This window comes from Tenacibaculum sp. 190524A02b, assembly GCF_964036645.1.
In the GTDB taxonomy this organism is placed as follows: Bacteria; Bacteroidota; Bacteroidia; order Flavobacteriales; family Flavobacteriaceae; genus Polaribacter; species Polaribacter vairaonense.
On sequence record NZ_OZ038525.1, the window covers coordinates 4,734,437 to 4,757,337 of the forward strand.

A 22,901-nucleotide genomic window follows, 5' to 3' on the forward strand; every position below is an offset into this window, starting at 1 on the left:
TTGATTTCAAAGGCGGTAACGAAAAGCCTATTAAATAGAGTAGTGCTAATTTTAAATAATTAATAACATGGCTTTAGGAGGAATAAATCCCGAAAACTGTACAACATTTATTCAAATATGGGTAGATGTAAATGACTTAACAGACGGACAAATAACTGGGTGCTACGCTGTTGACAATATGATAGGAAATGGAAGTACTAATGAAGGTACCAACGAATTAAATACGGTGGTAGCTACAAATACTGATGTTTGCTGGCAAGTATTACCAATAGATCCTCAGTACGCTGGTGATTTTACCATTACTGAAATTGATGCACCAAATGGGTGGGCTTCACAACCTGCACAATATGGAAAAACGGCAGATTTATGGACCGGACAAGTAAGTAAATCTTCAACAGGAGGTTCAGTAGTACAGGGAGTAACTGTTAACTTTAACTCAGGAAGTTTAAGTTGGACTGGTACGTTACCAATTAAGATTTCTTTGTCTTAAGATTAATTAAAAAATTTATAAACTAAAAAAACAAACAAAATGAGTGCAAATGCAAATATAGTAATAAACATTGCCGTTGATGCAGCAAGAGTTTATGGTTCAGCACCAGGAATGTATAAAGGAGACGGAATTTACATGATGGATAACAATGTTGCTAGAGGGAGTAGTGGAGAAGGAACATTGGAGTTAGACACTGAAGGGTTTACAGGTCAGTCAGTAGCATTTAATGTTTTTGTAATTAATGAAGAACAAAATAATGGAGCTCAAGCTGTAATTGAAGGCATGGAGCAGTCTAGTGGAACAAACGTTTTTGGAAATCAAGGTTGGCCACAAAAACAACCCGCTGGAAGTGAGTATCAATTTTTAGGAGTTATAAAATATGAAGGAAGTATGACTTATCAATTAAAAATAGGGGTTACTTCTGGATCACTTTTTCCAATGCAGTATTATACATGGGATCCATTCTTTACTGTAAAATCTTAAAAAAACAAAAGCGCATCGCTTTTTAATAACACAATACTACCACAGGTTTTTTCTGTGGTAGTTTTTTTATAAAAGGAACTAACATAGCTTTTGTACAAGAAAAAAAATAGCAAAAAAAGTTTGTACAAGGTATGTGTGTACAGTGTTGCACAAGAAAATATTTCAGAAAAAAAGTTTGTACAAGATATATGCGTACAGTGTTGTACAAGAAAATAATTTCAAAAAAAAGTTTGTACAAATAGAAATCAACACAGTAGAACCTAATTAGGATTTATTAGTATTTTTACAACAACAATTCAGAACTATGATTTCAAAAGAGCAATTTAATAAAGAGTTAGACTTAATAATTACAAATGCAATTAGAGAAGATATTGGAGATGGAGATCATACTTCATTATCTTGTATTCCTGCTAATGCAGAAGGTAAAGCTAAATTATTAGTAAAAGATGAAGGAGTAATAGCTGGTGTAGAATTTGCAAAAAAAGTTTTTGCCTATGTAGATAAAGATTTGAAAGTAGAAACGCTAATTGAAGATGGGCAGGCAGTAAAATATGGAGACATTGTTTTTTATGTGACTGGAAAATCACAATCTATTTTACAGGCAGAACGTTTAGTGCTAAATGCCATGCAGCGTATGAGTGCTATAGCTACCAAAACTCGTTTTTTTGCAGATTTATTAAAAGGAACCCAAACCAAGGTTTTAGATACTCGTAAAACAACACCAGGTATTAGAGCACTGGAAAAATGGGCGGTAAAAATAGGAGGTGGAGAAAATCACCGTTTTGCTTTATATGATATGGTAATGATTAAAGACAATCATATTGATTTTGCAGGTGGCATTACACAAGCAATAACTAAAACAAAAGCCTATTTAGCAGAAAAAAAATTAGACATAAAAATTATTGTAGAAGCTAGAAATTTAGAAGAAATTAAAGAAATTCTATCCAACGAAGGAGTATATAGAATTTTAATAGATAATTTTAATTATGAGGATACTAGAAAAGCTGTGGAACTAATTGGAGATACTTGTTTAACAGAATCTTCAGGAGGAATTAATGAAAAAACAATTCGTGAATATGCAGAGTGTGGTGTAGATTTTATTTCATCAGGTGCTTTAACACATTCTGTTTACAATATGGATTTGAGTTTAAAAGCGGCAGAATAAAAATTAAAAACTACTACATACAATGAAGAAATACGTAATAGCAGCAGTTACTTTAGCTTTAATTACTTCGTGTAATACCAAGCAATCTAAAGAAACAAAAAAGGAAATACCTATGGATACAACAGAAAACCCTTTGTTAGTTAAAAGTACCTTAGATTATGGAGCACCAGATTTTACTAAAATAAAAAATGAACATTTTATGCCAGCAATACTTAAAGGTATGAAAGTTCAGAATGAAGAAATAGCAAAAATAGTAGCAAATCAGGAAGCACCTACTTTTAAAAATACCATTTTAGCTTTAGAAGAAAGTGATAAATTATTAGATCAAGTAAATACAGTGTTTTATGCGTTAGCAAGTGCGCACACTAATAATGTTATTAAAGAAAATAAAAAAGAGTTAGCGCCAATAACTTCCAAACATACCGATGAAATTTTATTAAACACACAACTTTTTAAGAGAATTAAAACGGTTTATGATAATTTAGAAAAAGAAAATTTAGATAAAGAATCTAAACACTTAGTAAAAGAATACTACAAAAAGTTTGTAAAAGCAGGAGCTAATTTATCGGAAGAAAAGAAAAAACAGTTAAAAGAAATTAACGCTCAGTTAGCTACTCTATCTAATGATTTTGGTAAAAAGCTATTAGATGCGAGTAAAAAAGGAGGATTATCACTTACAGATAAAAGTAAATTGAAAGGACTTTCTGATGAAAAAATAAAATCGTTAGAAAAAGAAGGAAAGTATGAGGTACAGTTAATTAATACTACCCAGCAACCTTTATTACAAACAATAGAAAATAGAGAAACTCGTAAAGAATTGTTTGAAAAATCAATTCATCGTACAGATGCTGGAACGTATAATACCAGTGAAATGGTTAAAAAGATGGCATTATTAAGAGCTAAAAAAGCACAGATTTTAGGTTTTGAAAATTATGCTAGCTGGAGTTTACAAGGTACTATGGCTTCTAAACCAGTAAAAGTTTTTGATATGTTTAATGGTTTAATTCCTGGGTCACTTGAAAAAGCTTCCTCTGAAGTAAAAGAAATACAAGCAGAAATAAATAAAGGAGGCGGTGATTTTAAGTTAGCTCCTTATGATTGGAATCATTATGCAGAAAAAGTACGTAAGTCTAAATACAATTTAGATGAAGAAGAGGTGAAACAATATTTTGAATTAACCAATGTACTAGAAAAAGGTGTTTTTTATGCGGCTACGAAGTTATTTGGAATTACCTTTAAAAAACGTACAGACATTCCAACCTATCATCCAGATGTAGTAGTATATGAAGTTTTTGAAGAAGATGGCAGCAAACTAGGATTGTTTTATGGCGATTTTTTTGCCAGAGATAGTAAAAGAGGAGGGGCTTGGATGAGTGCTTTTGTGAAGCAATCAAAGTTAAGAAATCAAAAACCAGTAATCTATAATGTTTGTAATTACCCTAAACCAGCGGAAGGACAACCTGCATTAATTAGTTTTGATAACGTTGAGACTACATTCCATGAGTTTGGGCATGCTTTACACGGATTATTTGGTAATCAAACCTATGAGTCTATTTCGGGAACAAGTGTTGCTAGAGATTTTGTGGAATTTCCATCACAGTTTTATGAAAATTGGGCAACACACCCAGAAATTTTAAATAATTATGCATTGCATCATAAAACAGGAGAAGTAATTCCTAGTGAACTATTAGAAAAAATAAAAAATGCAGGAACTTTTAATCAAGGATATTCAATTATAGAAAACCTTTGTTCTTCTAATTTAGATATGCAGTGGCATACGATTTCTGCTGATACTAGTATTGATGATGTAGCTAAGTTTGAAGAGCAAGCATTAGAGAAAATGAAATTAAAAGTGGCAGAAATTCCACCAAGATATAGATCAACTTATTTTGCACACGTGTTTAGTGGAGGATATGCAGCAGGGTATTATTCATATTTATGGACAGAAATGTTAAGTCATGATGCATATGATTGGTTTAAAAACAACGGATTATTAACTCGTGAAAATGGACAAAAATTCCGCAATCAAATTTTATCTAAAGGAAACACCATGGATTATGCAGAAATGTATAAGGAATTTGCAGGTAGAGATCCACAAGCTGTACCAATGTTAAAAGCCAGAGGGTTGAAATAATCCCTAAAAAATAAATCAGTGTTAATTGATAAAAAATAACTGATTATTGAAAAACCTGTTATAAATGAATGAATATTTTGACAGTGAAGAGTTTGATAAAGTCAGTTTTACTAGTGAAGAGCTAAGTAGAACTGACTTTGATTCTTGTATATTTAAAAACTGCGATTTTTCTGAACTACACATTAATAATTCTGAGTTTTTAGAGTGTGAGTTTATAGACTGTAATGTAAGTAATGCACAACTTAAAGAGAGTAGTTTTAAGGAAACACATTTTATCAATTCAAAGTTAATAGGTATTAAATTTTATGAAGTTGATCCTTTTTTATTACGTATAAACTTCACGAATTGCCAGTTAGATTATTCCTCTTTTTACCAATTAAAAATGCATAATTTTCAATTTGTAGATTGTCAAATTTTAGAAGTCGATTTTACTGAAGCTGACGCTCAAAACTCCTATTTTGATAATTGTGATTTGAACGGAGCTATATTTGAAGAAACTAACTTACAAAGTGCCAATTTTAAAACTGCAAAAAACTTTATAATTGACCTTGAAAGGAATGAACTAAATAAAGCAATTTTTTCAAAAGATAATATAGAAGGTTTATTAAAAAAGTATGCTATAATAATAGAATAATACCTAAAAGAAAAAATAAAATGTATAGAGGTTCTTTAATTTAATAAAACTATAATAACTTTAACAACAATTATAGTAATTGCAATCAAAAAAATGTCAAGAAAAATAGAAGAACAATTAGAGAAAATACCAGTAATAAAATGGTTAATTCAACTTGGGAAAACAATAAAAATCCCTGGGTTAGAAGGAATGTCATTATATGATGTTTTGGAAATGTATGTGTTAGGTATAGTAAAAGGAGCTTTAACAACAAGAGCTGGAGGAATTGCTTTTAGTTTTTTTATGGCAATATTCCCATTCATGTTATTTATTTTAACCTTAATTCCTTATTTACCTATAGACGGTTTTCAAGAGGGGTTATTCTCTTTAATTCAAGAAGCATTACCGCCAAAAACATTCAATGCAGTTGACGGTGTATTAAACGATATTTTAAACAACCAATATGGGGGATTATTATCATTTGGTTTCTTAGCGTCTATTTTTTTAATGACAAACGGAGTGAATGCTATTTTCGGAGGATTTGAATATTCATATCATGTAAAAGAATATAGAAACATAGTGAAAGCTTATATGATATCGTTGGGAGTTTCTTTGTTAATGTCTTTTTTCTTAATAACAACTGTTGTATTTGTAATACTATATCAAGTAGCCTTAGCAAAAATTGATGAAAAAGGTTGGTTCAATACTAACGATTTAGATTTATTCTATTATGGAAGAGGTTTTCTGTTTTTATTAATGATTTTTACCATTGTTTCTTTGCTATTTCGTTATGGAACCAAACAAGGAAAAGAAGTACGGTTTTTCTCTCCAGGAGCAATTTTAACAACGGTTGTGTCTATGTTTACATTTTACTTGTTTGGAATCTATGTCGTAAAATTTGCAAAATACAATCAATTATATGGTTCTATAGGAACCTTATTAATACTAATGTTGTTTGTATGGTTAAATGCTATTATACTATTATTAGGATTTGAGTTAAATGCTACCATTTATCAATTAAAACGAAAAAATAAAGCTTCAAAAATTGCCGATTAATTCAGATATTTGCAGGCTCAATCATTAATGAGTGATAATTAGTTAACCTTTATGAGTAATTAATTAGGTTGTTGATAACCGTTCATTAATAGTTGATAATTGAAAATTAATAATTCATAATTAAAAAAAATGAAGCCAAGTATCCCAAAAGGAACCAGAGATTTTTCCTCAACAGAAGTAGCAAAAAGAAATTATATTTTTTCTACTATTAAGCATTCGTTTGAGAATTTCGGATTTCAACCTATAGAAACCCCAAGTTTTGAAAACTCTTCTACATTAATGGGAAAATACGGAGAAGAAGGAGATCGACTGATTTTTAAAATTTTAAATTCAGGAGATTATTTAAAGAAAGTTGATGTTAAATTGTTAGAAGAAAAAAACAGTCAAAAAGTAATTCCTAGTATTTCAGAAAAAGCATTGCGTTATGACTTAACAGTGCCGTTTGCACGCTATGTAGTTCAGCACCAAAACGAAATTACCTTTCCTTTTAAACGTTATCAAATCCAACCCGTTTGGAGAGCTGATAGACCTCAAAAAGGAAGGTTTAGAGAATTTTATCAATGTGATGCAGATGTAGTAGGAAGTAAATCGCTTTGGCAAGAAGTAGAATTTGTACAATTATATGATACCGTTTTTAGTAAGCTAGGTTTACAAGGAACGACTATCAAAATCAACAATCGTAAAATATTATCTGGAATAGCTGAAGTAATAGGGGCAAAGGATAAACTAATTGATTTTACCGTTGCTTTAGATAAACTTGATAAAATTGGAAAAGAAGGTGTTGTCAAGGAAATGTTGGAGAAAGGTATTAGTGAAGAAGCTATAGCAAAAGTGGACCCTTTATTTAGTTTTACAGGAAGTAATAATGATAAATTAGCTTCTTTACAAAATATGTTAGAAGCTTCTGAAGAAGGATTAAAAGGGGTTGAAGAGTTACGTTTTATTGTAGAAGCAATTTCTGAATTAGGTTTGTCTTCTGCTAGTTTGGAGTTAGATGTAACTTTAGCAAGAGGGTTAAATTATTATACAGGAGCTATTTATGAAGTAGCAGCGCCAAGAGAAGTAAAAATAGGTTCTATTGGTGGCGGTGGAAGATATGATGATTTAACAGGTATTTTTGGCATGAAAGATGTTTCTGGTGTAGGGATCTCTTTTGGGTTAGATAGGATTTATTTGGTAATGGAAGAGCTTGGATTATTTGAAACTGTAGAGTTACCAAAACCAAAAGTACTGTTTTTGAATTTTGATGGAAGTGAAAGTCTAGCAAAGATAAAAGCAATTAAAGTTTTAAGAGGGCAAAATATAAAGTCAGAACTTTATCCAGATCTAGCAACAAGTAACAATCAACAAAAAAAGCAATGGAAATATGCTACAAATAGAGAAATTGAATTTGTAGTTAGTAATATGGAAGATGATAAATTTAGAGTAAAGAATATGCAGAATAGAGAGGAAAATTTACTTACACTAAATGAAATTGTTAATTTAATAAAGTAAGTAAAGGATTGCGTATCTTTGCAAAATCAATTTTTTTAAACAATGTTCGAACTAAATAATAATATGAGCAACGATAGAATTGACGAAATAGGAGAAAACCACATCGGAACTTCGGCTAAAACGCCATTAAGAAAAGATGCTTTTGATATTTCGGACGAAGAAAAAATAAAACGAATTGAAAAGAGTGTAAAAGAAATTTTAGAAACTCTTGGAATGGATTTAACAGATGATAGTTTGCAAGGAACTCCTAAGCGTGTGGCAAAAGCGTATGTTAAAGAGCTTTTTATGGGATTAAATCCAGCAAATATGCCAGAACCATCAACATTTGATAATACCTATAATTATGGAGAAATGTTGGTAGAAAAGAATATTATTGTTTATTCTACATGTGAGCATCATTTATTACCAATTATCGGTAGAGCTCATGTAGCTTATATTTCTAATGGAAAAGTAATTGGACTTTCCAAAATGAATAGAATTGTAGAGTATTTTGCTAAAAGGCCACAAGTTCAGGAAAGATTAACAATGCAAGTAGTACAAGCAATGCAAGAAGCTTTAGGAACAAAAGATGTGGCTTGTGTTATTGATGCAAAGCATTTATGCGTTAATTCTAGAGGAATAAAAGATATTGAAAGTAGTACAGTTACTGCTGAATTTGGAGGGAAGTTTAAAAATAAAGAGACTAAAAAAGAATTTTTAGACTATTTAAAAATGGATACTACTTTCCACTAAACTGTAATTCTTTCTTACAATTTAATATAAAGTCATTGATTTAATTCAATGACTTTTTTATGTTTTATGCATAACTAACAGGCTTCAAGAGTTATGATAAAATAAAAAAGTGAAATCAATTAAGATTTCACTTTTTTATTTTTTATAAAGAAAAGATATTATTTCATAGATTTATAAATATCTCTGTACTCTTTAGCCTTACCTTCCATTTCTAAAACTTCATAGATATTCATTAAAGTTTTAACAGTGTCCATAGTTCTATTTAGGCCATCAGCTTTTTCTAAATAAGGAATAGCTTCTTTATATACCTCTTTTTGTTTCAGAGCTAACTCATCATATTTTTTAAAGTTAGATAAGTTTTTGTTCATTTCTTCAACAATAGCTTTATCTTGATCTAAAACAACTACAGCTAAATTCATATAAGCATCACCATAGTCAGGCTTTAATTCAACTGCTTTTTTGTAGTATTTTTTTGCGTCTTCAACTCTACCTTGATTAAAGTTAACAACACCTAAATTATAGTATAATGTTGGGTTATTAGGATCTAAAGCAATAGCTTCAGACATTAATTTACCAAACTTATCCATTTGCTTTAACTTAATGTACATGTCAGCTTCATTAAGTAATAAATTTAAATCTTTAGGATTAGCTTTACGAGCTTCAGCCAAAGCCTTGATAGCTTCATCGGTTTTACCTTGCTCTTTTAAAATAAAAGCAATATTCTTAACTATAGTTGAATATTTAGATTCAGATACTTTATTCTCTGGTTTTATATACTGCTTAGTTTTAATCATCAAATCTCTTTGTTGCTTAGAACCTAAGTTTTCAACTTTACCAGTTAATTTATTAGTAGCTAAATATTGAGTCTCAATACCTGTATAATTAATGTCTTTTAACTCAGTATAATATTTTAATGCAGTGTCTAAGTCTTTTGCTTGATGAGAAGCAATTGCAGCATTATAAACAAAAGATGTGTCCTTAGGACTTAAAACATACGTTAAATAGAAGTATTCAGATGCATTTTTATAATCCTTTTTATTATTATAAAGGTTGATAGCTTTATTTGAAACATCTTGAATCATTTTATTTAACATTGGTTGAGCTTCTCCAGTGTATTTGCTTTTACCAATTTGTTTTTCAAAAGCAATTAATTTATTGATTGCTTCCGCAGATGTTTTATAATCTTTTTTAGCAGCATAAGCTTTACCTTTTAAAAAGTAAAATTTAGACTTGTATTTATCGTCAGCATTTGCAATTAACTTTTCAGCTGCGTTTAGTGATGTAATTGCACTGTTAAATTCTTGTTTTTTTATAGCTTTTTCAGCAGCTTTAAGTTCAGCTTTTTGTGCTACTGCGCTTAATGATGCAACTCCTAAAGAAAGTGCTAAAATTTGTTTTCTCATTTTTGGGATATTTTATTGTTGTTCTGGGTTTTCGTTACTATCGTTTTCAATTTCCATGCCATTTTCGCTTTCCTCTTCATGCATAACCTTAGCAACGGCAGCTATACTGTCATTATTTTTTATATTAATTAAACGAACTCCTTGAGTAGCTCTACCCATTACACGTAAGTCTTCAACAGCCATACGAATAGTTAGTCCAGATTTATTAATAATCATTAAATCGTTAGAATCATCAACGTTTTTAATGGCAACCAAATTACCAGTTTTTTCGGAAATATTCAATGTTTTTACACCTTTTCCTCCTCTGTTAGTTATACGATAGTCTTCAAGCTTAGAACGCTTTCCATACCCTTTTTCTGAAACAACTAAAATGTTACTTTCCATGTCGTTAACAGATACCATTCCAATAACTTCATCATTTTCATGCTGAAGTGTAATACCTCTTACACCAGAAGCAGTTCTACCCATTGGTCGAGTTTTCTCTTCTTCAAAACGAATAGCTTTACCAGATTTTAAGGCTAACATTACTTGGCTATCACCAGTTGTTAATTTAGCCTCTAAAAGTTCATCACCTTCTTTAATAGTAATAGCATTAATACCATTAGTTCTCGGTCTAGAATATTGCTCTAAAGGAGTTTTCTTAACTTGACCTTTTTTGGTAGCCATAATAACATAAAGGTTATTGATGTATTCCTCATCTTTTAAATCACCAGTAACAAGAAAAGCTTTTACCTTATCGTCTTGTTCAATATTAATAAGATTCTGGATGGCTCTACCTTTAGTATTTTTACCACCTTCTGGAACTTCATAAACACGCATCCAAAACACTTTACCTTTTTGGGTAAAGAACATCATATATTGATGGTTGGTAGCAACAAATAAGTGTTCTAAGAAATCTTCATTTCTTGTTGTAGCACCCTTTTGACCTCTACCACCTCTATTTTGAACTTTATATTCGTCTAGATTGGTTCTTTTTAAGTAACCAGCGTTTGAGATTGTAACCACTACTTTAGAGTTAGGAATCATGTCCTCAATACGCATGTCACCTCCAGCATACTCAATTACTGAACGGCGCTCATCTCCATATTTATCTCTAATAATAGTTAATTCTTCTTTTATAATGTTGTAACGTCTTGGTTCATTAGCTAAAATATCTTTTAAATCAGCAATTGTTTTGATAATTTCATCATATTCAGCGCGTAATTTATCTTGCTCCAGACCTGTTAATTGGCGTAAACGCATTTCAACAATAGCACGAGCTTGAATTTCAGTTAACTCAAAGCGTTCTATTAATTTAGCTCTAGCTTCATCTGCATTAGAAGAACCTCTAATAATTGCAATTACTTCATCAATATTGTCAGAAGCTATAATTAAACCTTCTAAAATATGTGCTCTAGCTTCTGCTTTTCTTAATTCAAATTGAGTTCTTCTAACAATAACTTCATGACGATGTTCAACAAAGTAATGAATTAGTTGCTTTAAGTTTAGTTGTTCAGGACGACCTTTAACTAAAGCAATATTGTTTACACTAAAAGAAGTTTGTAGTTGTGTGTATTTAAATAACTTATTTAAAACAATATTAGGAATAGCATCACGCTTTAAAACATACACAATACGCATCCCTTTTCTGTCTGACTCGTCACGAATACTGGCAATTCCTTCTAGTTTTTTATCATTAACTAAATCAGCAGTTTTTTTAATCATTTCTGCTTTGTTAACTTGATAAGGAATTTCAGTAACTACAATACATTCACGGCCTTTTACTTCTTCAATATTAGCTTTAGCACGCATAACAATTCTACCTCTACCAGTATGAAAGGCATCTCTTACACCATCATAACCATAGATTATACCACCAGTAGGGAAATCTGGGGCTTTAATGTGTTGCATTAATTCATCAATCTCAATCTCTCTATTGTCTATGTAAGCTATTGTTCCATTAATAACCTCCGTTAAGTTGTGAGGCGCCATGTTAGTAGCCATACCTACAGCAATACCAGAAGCTCCATTAACCAATAAGTTGGGAATTCGAGTTGGTAAAACAGTTGGTTCTTGTAAAGTATCGTCGAAATTTAATTTATGATCAACAGTTTCTTTTTCAATATCAGATAACATTTCTTCTGATATTTTCTGCATACGAACCTCGGTGTAACGCATTGCTGCTGGACTATCACCATCAACTGACCCAAAGTTTCCTTGTCCGTCCACCATCATGTAACGAACACTCCAATCTTGCGCCATACGAACCATAGAGTCGTATACAGAAGTATCTCCATGCGGGTGATATTTACCCAATACTTCACCAACAACTCTTGCGGATTTTTTATAGGCTCCTGTAGATTTAATTCCTAACTCATGCATTCCAAATAAAACTCTACGGTGTACAGGTTTTAAACCATCTCGCACATCAGGTAGAGCTCTAGATACAATTACCGACATTGAATAGTCGATATATGCCGCTTTCATTTGTTCTTCAATGTTGATAGGAATCAACTTTTCGCCATCTGCCATATATTTTTGTTTAAAATATTAGTACTCTTATTCGATAAAAAAGTGAATTTTATAAAAAAATAAAACTCACTTGGAACATGTAAAAAAAACATGTATTTTTTAAATCATTGCAAGATACAATAATGACATGTTTTACACAATGTTTGTTAATGTTGTTTTAAATAGAGTTATTAACAATTTTAACGATAGCTTAATGTAAAATTGTAAAAATGTTTGTCTTTTTGTATAGACAAGATGTCAAAAAATAAGAATTGGCACTTTTTTTGTAATTTTTTATCAAAAAATCTCACTAAATTTACATACACAGACACAAATTAATTTTATGGACGATAATTTTTCACCACAAGTTAGAGATGTAATCACTTTTAGTAAAGAAGAGGCACTACGTTTAGGGCATGACTTTATTGGAACTGAACATCTACTTTTAGGTCTGATAAGGAAGGGAGATGGGAAAGCAATCGAAATTTTAACTACGTTTGACGTAGATTTAGAGTTAGTGCGCAATAAATTAGAAAAACTAAATCCATCTTCTTCATCTTTATTAAATAACCAAAAGAAGAGCTTACATCTTACCAGACAAGCAGAAAAAGCTATTAAAACTACGTTTTTAGAAGCTAAACTATATCAAAGCAATGCTATCGATACAGCGCATTTGTTGTTGTGTATTTTGCGAAATGAAAATGATCCAACAACAAAATTGCTACAGAAATATGATATAGATTATGAGCAAGCTAAAGCTTTATATAAAGAGTTACATGTTGGAGACTTTTCATCAAGCCCGTTAGCTGAAACACCTTCAGATGATGAGTTTGCAGATGATAAAACAAATCCTTTTGGACAACAATCTTCTTCTAGAGGAAAGCAAGCAAAGAAATCTAAAACCCCCGTTTTAGATAATTTTGGGCGTGATTTAACGGCTTTGGCAGAAGCAGGTAAGTTAGATCCTGTGGTTGGAAGGCTAAAAGAAATAGAACGTGTTTCTCAAATTCTTAGTCGTCGTAAAAAGAATAACCCAATGTTAATAGGTGAGCCAGGGGTTGGTAAATCAGCAATTGCAGAAGGGTTGGCTTTACGAATAGTTAGCAGAAAAGTGTCTAGGATTTTATTCGATAAAAGAATTGTTTCTTTAGATTTAGCAAGTTTAGTTGCGGGTACTAAATATAGAGGGCAGTTTGAAGAAAGAATGAAAGCTTTGATGAATGAGCTTGAGAAAAACGATGATATTATTTTGTTTATAGATGAAATCCATACCATTGTTGGTGCAGGAGGAGCTACAGGCTCTTTAGATGCATCAAATATGTTGAAGCCAGCTTTAGCTAGAGGTGAAATTCAATGTATTGGAGCCACAACATTAGATGAATACAGAACAAATATAGAAAAAGATGGAGCGTTAGAACGTCGTTTCCAAAAGGTAATTGTTGACCCTACTACTGTTGAAGAAACAGTTCAAATTCTGCATAATATCAAAGGGAAATATGAAGCGCATCACCATGTTAATTTCACAGATGAAGCTATTCAAGCCTGTGTGAAATTGACGAATAGATATATGACAGATAGGTATTTGCCAGACAAAGCTATTGATGCGTTAGACGAAGCGGGTTCTCGTATTCATATTACTAATATTGTAGTACCTCAGCAAATTTTAGAATTAGAAGCTAAGTTAGAAGAGATAAGAGAACGTAAGACAAAAGCTGTTAGTGGTCAGAAATATGAAGAAGCTGCTAAATTACGTGATGATGAGAAGAATATGGAGATGGCGTTAGACTCTGCTCAAAGTCAATGGGAAGAAGATTCTAAACTGCACAGAGAAACGGTAACTGAAGATAATGTGGCAGAGGTAGTTTCTATGATGACGGGAATTCCTGTAAATAGAGTAGCAGAAGCTGAAAGTAATCGTTTAGCAGAATTACCAAATCTAATTAAAGGGAAAGTAATTGGGCAAGATGAAGCTGTTACTAAGGTAGTAAAGGCTATTCAAAGAAATAGAGTAGGGTTGAAAGATCCTAACAAACCAATAGGTTCTTTTATTTTCTTAGGGTCAACAGGTGTGGGTAAAACACAATTGGCTAAAGTATTAGCAAGAGAATTATTTGATTCTGATGAGTCACTTATTAGAATAGATATGAGTGAATATATGGAGAAGTTTGCAATTTCTCGTTTAATAGGAGCGCCTCCAGGGTATGTAGGGTATGAAGAAGGAGGACAATTAACAGAGAAGGTTCGTAGAAAACCATATTCAGTAGTTTTATTAGATGAGATTGAGAAAGCGCATCCAGATGTGTTTAATATGTTGTTGCAAATTTTAGATGATGGACATATTACAGATAGTTTAGGTCGTAAAATAGACTTTAGAAATACAATCATCATCATGACATCTAATATTGGTGTTCGTAAATTGAAAGATTTTGGAGGAGGTGTAGGATTTGGTACGGCATCTAAAAAAGATCAAGAAGATGCACATGCTAAAAGTATTATTGAAGGAGCTTTAAAGAAATCTTTTGCCCCAGAATTTTTAAATCGTATTGATGATGTAATTATCTTTAATACTTTAGAAAGAGAGGATATTCATAAGATTATAGATATTGAGTTAAATAAATTATTGACTCGTATTTCAGATCTAGGTTACGAATTAACACTTAGTAATGAAGCTAAAGATTATATTGCTGATAAAGGATATGACAAACAATATGGAGCTAGACCTTTAAAAAGAGCTATTCAAAAATATATTGAAGACGCTTTAGCAGAAGAAATAGTTAGTTCTAAGCTAGATGAAGGTGATTCTATATTTATGGATTTAGATAAGAAGACTAAAAGGCTTATTATTAAGATTGAGAAAGGTGAAAAACCTGCTGAGACTAGAACTGAATTTGACGGAGAGGATCAGTAATAATTTTTAAAATAAAGTAAAAAGGGATGAAGTTTATAATTTCATCCCTTTTTTTTGGCTCTCATGTTATACGTAGTAATTAATGTATAAGTCGTTTTATAACTCTAAGTTTGTGTGTGTGTGTTTGAGAGTCAATATTGTATATTCCACTATGATCTAGCTTGTCAATTCTAACTTTACCATGAGCATGTATAATATTATAATCATTCATAATAATACCAACGTGTGTAATAATACCTTCTTCATTGTCAAAAAAAGCTAAGTCTCCGGGTTCACTTTCTTCTATAAAACTTAAAACATCTCCTTGTGTAGCTTGTTCTTTAGCGTCACGTAAAAGTTCATATCCACAAAGTTTATAGACAGTTTGTGTAAAGCCAGAGCAATCAATTCCAAAAGGAGACTTACCTCCCCACAAATATGGTACATTTAAAAACAAATAAGCTGTTTCTATAATTGCAGCCTTTGGAAGTTTTTTATTAGCTACTTTTCCGTCATATAAAAAATGATTACCATTAATGTTTAATTTTTTGTTTTCAAGTAATGGTAAATGAGCTCCAAGTGGTATTGTAGTTAAATTGTTGTTACTGTCAGTAATAAAATCTATCAATTCACCTGCGTAGTATTTTTTACTTTTACTGAAAGTGTTGAATTGTTCTTCTGATAGTTCTTGGTATTGTTTGTTATCAATATATCCCTCATAGCCATCAAATTCTAGCTTTATTTTACTCCATTTCTTATCTTTTTCAAGTATAGTAAAATGCTCACCAAATAATACTTGATTCACCATTTCAGATGTATCTGAAGGAGCTAAACGTAATGGGACAATACTAAGATTACAAATTCCGAACATTTAAGGAATAATAGGTTTTATAAGATTAAACACGTTCAATAACCATTGCACTAGCACCGCCACCACCGTTACAAATTCCAGCAGCACCTATTTTAGCGTTATTTTGTTTTAAAATAGAAGTTAAAGCAATAATAATTCTAGCTCCAGAAACACCTAAAGGATGTCCTAATGAAACAGCTCCACCATTAACATTAACTTTATCTGATGCAAGGTTAAGTATTTTCATATTAGCTAACCCAACAACTGAAAAAGCTTCGTTTAATTCAAAATAATCAACATCATCTATGGATATTCCAGCTTTAGCTAGAGCTTTTGGAAGAGCTTTTGCAGGAGCAGTTGTAAACCACTTTGGTTCATGTGCAGCATCTGCATAACTTTTAATTTTTGCTAATGGAGTAACCCCTAATTCTTTTGCTTTTTCAGCAGACATTAATACTAGAGCAGCACCTCCGTCATTTATAGTTGAGGCGTTAGCTGCAGTAACAGTACCCTCCTTTGTAAAAGCAGGACGTAAAGAAGGAATCTTTTCCATCTTTACATTTTTATATTCTTCGTCTTCTGCAAAAATTAAAGGCTCACCTCTTCTTTGTGGAACTTCAACAGGAACTACTTCGTCAGCAAATTTACCTTCACTCCATGCTTTAGCTGACCTGTTATATGATTCAACAGCAAAAGCGTCTTGATCTTCTCTCGAAAAGCTATATTCAGTAGCGCATTCATCAGCACAAACTCCCATAGCTACTTGTTCGTATGCGTCAACTAAGCCATCTCTTTGCATTCCATCCTCCATTTTAACAGGTCCAAATTTACTTCCTGTTCTAGCGTGTTGGTAATGTGGAATCATACTCATATTTTCCATTCCTCCGGCAACAACTACTTCAGCATCGCCAAGAGCAATTGTTTGAGCAGCTAACATTATAGATTTCATTCCAGAAGAACAAACTTTATTAACGGTAGTACATGGCACTGATTCTGGAATACCAGCAAATATAGCTGCTTGACGAGCTGGTGCTTGTCCTAATCCAGCAGAAACAACATTCCCCATGAAAACTTCCTCAACCAATTCTGGTTTTAAGTCAATTTTATCAAGAGCGCCTTTTATAGCGATAGCCCCTAATTTTGGAGCTGGTATTTTTGATAAAGTTCCTAAAAAGCTTCCTATTGGAGTACGAGCAACTGATGCGATGACTACTTCTTTCATTATATAGTATAAATTTGCGTTAATTTTAGTCTTGCGAAAATAACTATTTTATAGCAAGTACTCAAATAATACAGAAAGGTTATCTTTATCATTTAAAAACAGAAAATGAATAAAATTATTACAAAACTATATAAAAATAATGCTATTGTTTTTAAAGTATTGTTATTTTTAGTTACAGCTTTTGCTATTGTATACTTATTCCCAAAAGGAGGACAGTTTAAATATGACTTTGTCTCAGGAAAGCCTTGGCAATATGATAATTTATATGCCCCTTTTGATTTTGCAATTCATAAAAGCGATGAAGAAATTAAAGAGGAAAAAGAACAACTGTCTCAACAATCAAAAAAATATTTTGCATTTGATAAAAACATTAAAGAGCAAGCTTATATAGCTTATAAAAATGAGTTGAAATTGTTGTCCTCCTCAGATTCTTTAAGTACGAAACAAGTTAGTAAGATAAAGAACAAAGGAACGAGTATTCTTAATATAGTATACGAATATGGTTTTATAGATGCTTTAAGCGTTGAAAAACAGGTGGACAGATTTAATGAAGTTGTTGTTCTAAGAAAAGGGAACTCTATAGAAGAAGTACTTTTTACAAAATTTATACAATCAAAAGATGTCTTACCAATAATTAACAAAGAGGTAGTTGAATTAGATGAAAATGAGCAACGGTTTTTATTAAATGTAATAACAGAAGTTATTAGGCCTAACGTAAGCTACGATGATAAATTTACAAGTAAGGAGCTACAACAACGATTAAAAGATATTTCATATACAAAAGGAAAAGTGTCCAAAGGAGAGTTGATTATTACTAAAGGTGATATAGTTGAAGGGGAAAGTTTTCATGCATTAAAATCATTTCAATTAGCTTCACAATCTACTATTTGGACAAAATCTAATTATAATTGGATTGTTTTTGGTTATACTGTTTTGGTGTCTTTAGCCCTATTAATGTTGTTACTTTTCTTAGAACGCTATCGATTGGATATTTATAAGGATAATAATAAGGTGACTTTTATTTTCTTTAATGTCTTTGTAATGATTTTAGTGCAAACACTTGTTGTAAAAGCTAATCCAGATTATTTATATGTAGTTCCTTTAAGTATTTTACCAATAGTTTTAAAAGCTTTTTTTGATGCGAGGTTAGGATTGTTTACACACGTACTTACAGTGTTGTTATTAGGATTTATTGTACCTAATAGTTTTGAATTTATTTATTTACATATAATTGCAGGAATTGTTACTATTCTTACCGTTTCAGAGTTGTATAAGAGAGCTAACTTGTTTATATCTATAGGGCAAATAACCATTATATATATGATAACTTATTTAGCGTTTTCAATTTTAAAAGAAGGAAATGCGGATAAGGTAAATTTACTATATTTTGGATTGTTTGCAGCTAATGGATTGCTGTCATTTTTAGCTGTGTTTTTTATTTACTTTTATGAGAAAGTGTTTGGTTTAGTATCAGATGTAACCTTATTAGAGTTGTCAAATACAAATTCTAAGTTGTTGAGGGAGTTAAATGAAAAAGCACCAGGCACGTTTCAACATTCTATGCAAGTAGCAAATTTAGCGGAAGCAGCGGCTAATGAAATAGGAGCAAATTCTATGTTAGTTAGAACAGGAGCTTTATATCATGATATTGGAAAGATGGTAAATCCAATGTATTTTACAGAAAATCAAACAACAGGTGTGAACCCTCATAATGATTTATCTGCTAAAGATAGTGCACGAATTATCTTAGATCATGTGATAAAAGGAATTGAAATAGCTAAGAAGAATAATCTTCCAGATAGAATTATAGATTTTATACGTACACACCATGGAACTAATGTTACGTATTATTTTTACAAGAAAGAATTAGAAAATAACCCTGATGGTAATGTAGATGTAAAAAAGTTTCAATACCAAGGACCAATCCCTTTTTCAAAGGAGACAGCTATTTTAATGATGTGTGATGCTGCAGAAGCTGCTTCAAAAAGTTTAAAAGAACCTACTGCGCAATCAATAGATGAACTAATCAATAAAATTATAGAGAAGCAAAAAAAAGATGATCAGTTTATAAATTCTGATATAACCTTTAGAGAAATAGAAATAATTAAAAAAATTATTAAGAATAAGTTGATGAATATCTACCACTTACGAGTAGAGTATCCAGATTAGTGATTTTTTTTATCAAAAAAACTTGCGAGAATGTTTAATCGGTTATATATTTGCACTCGCAATTTTTAATTCACAAATCGGAAACGAAATTAAGAATTAAGGAGAGGTGGCAGAGTGGTAATGCAGCAGCCTGCTAAGCTGTCATCGTTTTTCGATGCCCGGGTTCGAATCCCGGTCTCTCCGCAAAAAAAAATTGCAGATGACCCAATCGGGGTGTAGCGTAGCCCGGTCATCGCGCCTGCTTTGGGAGCAGGAGGTCGCAGGTTCGAATCCTGCCACCCCGACAAAAAGAGTCAATGGTCGCGTAGCTCAGCTGGATAGAGCATCTGCCTTCTAAGCAGACGGTCACAGGTTCGAATCCTGTCGCGATCACAATAAGCCTTACTAGTTTTAGTAAGGCTTTTTTGTTGTTTGTTGTTTGAGGTAAAGTACTGTTTTTTAGTTGTATAGGTGTGTTTTTGTGGCATTTTAAAGGAGGTGTTAGGCTACTTTTTTTGCGAGTTTTTCAACAAAAACAAAAGATATAATTAACTTTGTGTAAAGTGAAATAAAGCGTAATAAGTCGTTTTAAAGCTATTTTTTACAAATTTTTTACGAATTTTTTTTAACCCTTTTTCATCTATTATTATGCAAGGTAAAATATTTTTAAATACAAGAAAAGGACAACAACTAAAAAATGGAGCTTATCCTTTAATTTGTGAATTGACAGGTGACGGGCAACAAAAACCGTTTTCTTTAAAAATGAAATTTTTTAAGGAAGATTGGAACTTTGAAAAAGAAGAGCCTAAAAAAGACAAAACAAAACTATTTTTAGTTAGAAAGAAAAAAAGCCTATTAGATGCTTTGCTACTGAAATCTCTTGACGATAATACAATTACATTCGATTATATTAAAAAGGCTTTAAATGGGAAATTAGACGTTATAGAAGGAAGGCAAACAAAGGGCGGTAAAGGTAAAATAGATTTTATAAAGCTTGGCTTTGATTTAGCAGCAGAAAAGAAAAATGTTGTGTCTGAAAAAGGTGTTGATAAGGAAGGGAACGCAGCAGTATATGAAAATGCCTTAAATCAGTTTATAAAATTTGTTCCTAAGATTGATTTAATTGATTTGGATTATGCAACCTTAGTTAGATTTAAAAACGAACAATTAAAAATTGGAAATAAAAAAACTACAATAAGCAATTATCTTAGAACACTACGTGCAATTTATAACGAAGGACTTCGAAGAGAACAATTAAAGGTAACGCCACATCCATTTGAAGGGCTTTTTAATGATATAAGTGTTAAGAGTAATAGAACCAAAAAAAGAAACATTTCAAAAGAAACATTAAAAATACTAGAATGTTTTACTAATAACTTAGCTAGAGGGCAACAAGATGCTGTTGATTTATTTCTTTTACAGTTTTATTTTGGGGGCCAGGACTTATTTGATATTTATTATTTAGAGAAAAAACAGGTAGCAAAAAATGATAGAGTGTATTTTACGCGAGGCAAAATTGAAGAAGGAGGGTATCAATTTGATTTAAAAATTTGTGATAAGGCTATTACTATTTTGCAACGAATGAAAAAGCCAAACCAAGGTTTTTTATTTTCAGGACGTAAGGACTACACAGGATATACAAATTACCGTAGTAGAATTAATAAGAATTTAAAAATTATTCAAAACAACTATAATAGTCATGTTGAAAGGATAGAGAAGCTAAATAATAATGAATATCATAAAATAGAAGTACTTCCTTTAGGTGGGTATATAACAACAAAAGTAGCACGACATACTTTTGCAACTATTGGTTCTAGGTTATATGTTGAACCAGACCTTTTAAGGGCTTTAATGGGGCATGAAAGAGATAATGTTGATACAATTTACAAAGACACTTATCCTGAAGAAGAGAGAGACAAATTTCATAGTCAAATTATAGATACTTCAGGTATTGAGGTAGAAGCTAAATACGTTTATCATTTAGAGTATTTTGATGAAAACAGGATCAGACGGTGGAAGTATAGGTATTTTGACGAAAAGCCAACAAAAATAGACTTATTAGAAGAGGTTACAGGTAAAAGTTATTCAGAGCCAAGACACTTAAAAAAAATATATCTAATAAAAAAAGCCTAGGGTAGTTCCTAGGCTTTTTCGTAGATTGAAACGATACTGTTATCTATCTATCTTTAAATTTAATATAATCCTCTTCTTCTAATATTAAAAACTCTCTTACATCAGGTATGTAAACCATTTGGGCAGCACATACAGTAGCGCAACCACCAGCATCTAAACAACTTTTAGCTAGTTTACCACATTTCCAAGCACTAGAACAGGTTTTAGTCCAGTTTTGGCTTCCAGTACCTCCCATTTCACAAGATACTTTATATTCATCTTTAGCAAAGTTTTTTCCTTTAACAGCTTCTTTACTTTCTGTTAGAAATATAGGAAATGGAAATTCCCTTTCTTCAGATTGCAAAAACTCTATTAACCCATTTTGTTTATCGTAAGAATAACTAATGTAAATAACATTACCTTCATTTGTTTTTAAATTCATTGAAGCAACTTTCTCAAAAAACTCTCCAATAGCTAGTTGCTCTCCCTTAATTTGATTAATTGGGGTTTCTTCAGATTGACAAGATGTTAAAAGTAAACTGCATAAAAACAATGCAAATACAAATATTTTTTTCATAATTTAAATTGATTAGTTTACCTCAAAACTACTGTATATAATAGAAGAATGAAATAGGTAGTAACACTGAAAAAAGATTAAGGGGTAATAGGTATTTTTGTAGGTGTTTTTACTTAGTTATGGTGTGAATATTATAAAATAGAGTTACTTCCTGTAAAAAATATATAATAAAAAAACCTAGGACAATTCCTAGGCTTTTTTAGTTAACTCAAAAAAGAAAATTAATTAATAACATACTTTTTAGTTTCTCCGCAAACGCTCTTAATATCATTATCAATACTACTTAACTCTTCACCTGTGGCAGTGTCAATAAATGAAACAATGCTCCAGTATGTAGGTATATAATCTAAGGTAATAGTTTCATTTGCTTTTATTATTCCAATTTCAACATCGTATAGTTTTACCATGTAACCGTTGTTGGTTGCATTTTCTATAACAACGGCATTAGTTTCATCTGCTTGTACTGAAAAATCTACTATTCCTACACCTTCAGTAATATTTGCTACATAGTCACCTGTAGATTCTAAAGCTATACTTAAATAGTTGCTTATGCATCCGCTTTCTACATCTAAATAATAATCTGTATTGTATTCTAAACCACTATTAAATACAACTATTCCTTCTTCATTAGTTACTCCAGCAGCTACTTTATTTTTGTTACTTTTTAAATCTTCTATAGACTTATATAGTAATACAGTTGCGTTATTCACTTTAGCACCACCGTTTAGTAAAGATTGAGTTACAGTAACTCTCAATGTTGCTGGTTCTTTAATATTGTCATCATTTCCTCCACAAGAGATAAGGCTAAAAGTTAATATTAATAATAAGCTTCTTAATACGTTTTTCATAATAAATAAAATTTTGATTACAGTTTTTAATTAAAGTCGGGCAATTTATATTAAACATTTATTATAAAAAATAAGGACTTTTACTGAATGTTGTTTAATGGTTATTGTGTATTGATTAAGGGTTAACCCTTAGTTTGTTTTTAGGGTTAACCCTTATTATTTTTTTTGTTAAAATTATATAGATTTGTCCACGGTAT

17 protein-coding genes and 3 tRNA genes are annotated in these 22,901 nt (G+C 31.3%); 14 read left to right on the forward strand and 6 right to left on the reverse strand.

Features of this window, described 5'->3' with window-relative positions; translation table 11 throughout:
- The first annotated feature begins 67 nt into the window (after positions 1-67).
- The 8 genes from ABNT65_RS19300 to folE all read left to right on the forward strand — a co-directional run bounded on the left by ABNT65_RS19300 (position 68) and on the right by folE (position 8,167).
- Positions 68-490, forward strand: a complete 423-nt coding sequence (locus ABNT65_RS19300) for a hypothetical protein (protein WP_348746601.1) — start codon at positions 68-70, stop codon at positions 488-490.
- Between the two features lie 39 nt (positions 491-529).
- A complete protein-coding gene (locus tag ABNT65_RS19305) occupies positions 530-973 on the forward strand; it encodes a hypothetical protein (RefSeq protein ID WP_348707283.1) in 444 nt (147 codons plus the stop codon).
- 304 nt (positions 974-1,277) lie between these two features.
- A complete protein-coding gene (gene nadC / locus ABNT65_RS19310; protein ID WP_348707284.1) occupies positions 1,278-2,138 on the forward strand; it encodes a carboxylating nicotinate-nucleotide diphosphorylase in 861 nt (286 codons plus the stop codon).
- 22 nt (positions 2,139-2,160) lie between these two features.
- Positions 2,161-4,272, forward strand: a complete 2,112-nt coding sequence (locus tag ABNT65_RS19315) for a M3 family metallopeptidase (protein WP_348746602.1) — start codon at positions 2,161-2,163, stop codon at positions 4,270-4,272.
- A 64-nt stretch (positions 4,273-4,336) separates the two neighbouring features.
- Entirely contained in the window at positions 4,337-4,906 is a 570-nt protein-coding gene (locus tag ABNT65_RS19320; protein WP_348746603.1) for a pentapeptide repeat-containing protein, read from the forward strand.
- Positions 4,907-4,999: 93 nt separating this feature from the next.
- Positions 5,000-5,941 carry a YihY/virulence factor BrkB family protein gene (locus tag ABNT65_RS19325; RefSeq protein ID WP_348707287.1) on the forward strand — a complete coding sequence of 314 codons (942 nt, stop codon included), beginning with the start codon at positions 5,000-5,002 and terminating at the stop codon, positions 5,939-5,941.
- Positions 5,942-6,070: 129 nt separating this feature from the next.
- Positions 6,071-7,435 carry a histidine--tRNA ligase gene (hisS, locus tag ABNT65_RS19330; RefSeq protein ID WP_348707288.1) on the forward strand — a complete coding sequence of 455 codons (1,365 nt, stop codon included), beginning with the start codon at positions 6,071-6,073 and terminating at the stop codon, positions 7,433-7,435.
- A gap of 42 nt (positions 7,436-7,477) precedes the next feature.
- Entirely contained in the window at positions 7,478-8,167 is a 690-nt protein-coding gene (gene folE, locus ABNT65_RS19335; RefSeq protein WP_348746604.1) for a GTP cyclohydrolase I FolE, read from the forward strand.
- Between the two features lie 158 nt (positions 8,168-8,325).
- On the opposite strand, the gene ABNT65_RS19340 is transcribed toward folE, so the two are convergent.
- Both ABNT65_RS19340 and gyrA read right to left on the reverse strand, forming a co-directional pair.
- On the reverse strand, positions 8,326-9,570 hold the full coding sequence (locus ABNT65_RS19340; RefSeq protein ID WP_348740210.1) for a tetratricopeptide repeat protein: 1,245 nt from the start codon (positions 9,568-9,570) through the stop codon (positions 8,326-8,328).
- Between the two features lie 12 nt (positions 9,571-9,582).
- Positions 9,583-12,081 carry a DNA gyrase subunit A gene (gyrA, locus tag ABNT65_RS19345; RefSeq protein ID WP_348707291.1) on the reverse strand — a complete coding sequence of 833 codons (2,499 nt, stop codon included), beginning with the start codon at positions 12,079-12,081 and terminating at the stop codon, positions 9,583-9,585.
- 322 nt (positions 12,082-12,403) lie between these two features.
- Here gyrA and ABNT65_RS19350 point away from each other — a divergent pair, with 322 nt between their 5' ends.
- Positions 12,404-14,968, forward strand: coding sequence for an ATP-dependent Clp protease ATP-binding subunit (locus tag ABNT65_RS19350; protein WP_348707292.1), 2,565 nt, complete (start codon positions 12,404-12,406; stop codon positions 14,966-14,968).
- Between the two features lie 79 nt (positions 14,969-15,047).
- On the opposite strand, the gene ABNT65_RS19355 is transcribed toward ABNT65_RS19350, so the two are convergent.
- On the reverse strand, positions 15,048-15,818 hold the full coding sequence (locus tag ABNT65_RS19355) for a C40 family peptidase (protein WP_348707293.1): 771 nt from the start codon (positions 15,816-15,818) through the stop codon (positions 15,048-15,050).
- 25 nt (positions 15,819-15,843) lie between these two features.
- The gene (locus tag ABNT65_RS19360) at positions 15,844-17,019 is read right to left on the reverse strand and encodes an acetyl-CoA C-acyltransferase (RefSeq protein WP_348707294.1); all 1,176 of its coding nucleotides are present in this window, start codon (positions 17,017-17,019) and stop codon (positions 15,844-15,846) included.
- A gap of 105 nt (positions 17,020-17,124) precedes the next feature.
- Between ABNT65_RS19360 and ABNT65_RS19365 the strand changes: the two genes are divergently transcribed.
- From ABNT65_RS19365 to ABNT65_RS19385, 5 genes are all read left to right on the forward strand, one after another.
- On the forward strand, positions 17,125-19,188 hold the full coding sequence (locus tag ABNT65_RS19365) for an HDIG domain-containing metalloprotein (RefSeq protein ID WP_348746605.1): 2,064 nt from the start codon (positions 17,125-17,127) through the stop codon (positions 19,186-19,188).
- Positions 19,189-19,288: 100 nt separating this feature from the next.
- Positions 19,289-19,371: transfer RNA gene (locus ABNT65_RS19370), tRNA-Ser, on the forward strand.
- A 26-nt stretch (positions 19,372-19,397) separates the two neighbouring features.
- A tRNA-Pro gene (locus ABNT65_RS19375) sits at positions 19,398-19,472 on the forward strand.
- A 14-nt stretch (positions 19,473-19,486) separates the two neighbouring features.
- Positions 19,487-19,560 (forward strand) — tRNA-Arg (locus ABNT65_RS19380).
- Positions 19,561-19,815: 255 nt separating this feature from the next.
- Positions 19,816-21,300, forward strand: a complete 1,485-nt coding sequence (locus tag ABNT65_RS19385) for a tyrosine-type recombinase/integrase (RefSeq protein ID WP_348746606.1) — start codon at positions 19,816-19,818, stop codon at positions 21,298-21,300.
- Positions 21,301-21,343: 43 nt separating this feature from the next.
- Here ABNT65_RS19385 and ABNT65_RS19390 read toward each other — a convergent pair whose 3' ends face one another.
- Together ABNT65_RS19390 and ABNT65_RS19395 are read right to left on the reverse strand one after the other, a co-directional pair.
- A complete protein-coding gene (locus ABNT65_RS19390) occupies positions 21,344-21,856 on the reverse strand; it encodes a hypothetical protein (RefSeq protein WP_348746607.1) in 513 nt (170 codons plus the stop codon).
- 221 nt (positions 21,857-22,077) lie between these two features.
- Entirely contained in the window at positions 22,078-22,704 is a 627-nt protein-coding gene (locus ABNT65_RS19395) for a hypothetical protein (RefSeq protein WP_348746608.1), read from the reverse strand.
- Between the last annotated feature and the right edge of the window lie 197 nt (positions 22,705-22,901).

Excerpts from the sequence above, each read along its gene's own strand:
- ABNT65_RS19350 (WP_348707292.1), top strand. The coding sequence starts at position 12,404 with ATGGACGATAATTTTTCACCACAAGTTAGAGATGTAATCACTTTTAGT.
- ABNT65_RS19390 (WP_348746607.1), bottom strand. The coding sequence starts at position 21,856 with ATGAAAAAAATATTTGTATTTGCATTGTTTTTATGCAGTTTACTTTTA.
- ABNT65_RS19360 (WP_348707294.1), bottom strand. The coding sequence starts at position 17,019 with ATGAAAGAAGTAGTCATCGCATCAGTTGCTCGTACTCCAATAGGAAGC.
- ABNT65_RS19385 (WP_348746606.1), top strand. The coding sequence starts at position 19,816 with ATGCAAGGTAAAATATTTTTAAATACAAGAAAAGGACAACAACTAAAA.
- ABNT65_RS19365 (WP_348746605.1), top strand. The coding sequence starts at position 17,125 with ATGAATAAAATTATTACAAAACTATATAAAAATAATGCTATTGTTTTT.
- gyrA (WP_348707291.1), bottom strand. The coding sequence starts at position 12,081 with ATGGCAGATGGCGAAAAGTTGATTCCTATCAACATTGAAGAACAAATG.
- nadC (WP_348707284.1), top strand. The coding sequence starts at position 1,278 with ATGATTTCAAAAGAGCAATTTAATAAAGAGTTAGACTTAATAATTACA.
- ABNT65_RS19315 (WP_348746602.1), top strand. The coding sequence starts at position 2,161 with ATGAAGAAATACGTAATAGCAGCAGTTACTTTAGCTTTAATTACTTCG.
- ABNT65_RS19300 (WP_348746601.1), top strand. The coding sequence starts at position 68 with ATGGCTTTAGGAGGAATAAATCCCGAAAACTGTACAACATTTATTCAA.
- ABNT65_RS19340 (WP_348740210.1), bottom strand. The coding sequence starts at position 9,570 with ATGAGAAAACAAATTTTAGCACTTTCTTTAGGAGTTGCATCATTAAGC.
- ABNT65_RS19305 (WP_348707283.1), top strand. The coding sequence starts at position 530 with ATGAGTGCAAATGCAAATATAGTAATAAACATTGCCGTTGATGCAGCA.
- hisS (WP_348707288.1), top strand. The coding sequence starts at position 6,071 with ATGAAGCCAAGTATCCCAAAAGGAACCAGAGATTTTTCCTCAACAGAA.
- ABNT65_RS19320 (WP_348746603.1), top strand. The coding sequence starts at position 4,337 with ATGAATGAATATTTTGACAGTGAAGAGTTTGATAAAGTCAGTTTTACT.
- ABNT65_RS19395 (WP_348746608.1), bottom strand. The coding sequence starts at position 22,704 with ATGAAAAACGTATTAAGAAGCTTATTATTAATATTAACTTTTAGCCTT.
- folE (WP_348746604.1), top strand. The coding sequence starts at position 7,478 with ATGTTCGAACTAAATAATAATATGAGCAACGATAGAATTGACGAAATA.
- ABNT65_RS19355 (WP_348707293.1), bottom strand. The coding sequence starts at position 15,818 with ATGTTCGGAATTTGTAATCTTAGTATTGTCCCATTACGTTTAGCTCCT.
- ABNT65_RS19325 (WP_348707287.1), top strand. The coding sequence starts at position 5,000 with ATGTCAAGAAAAATAGAAGAACAATTAGAGAAAATACCAGTAATAAAA.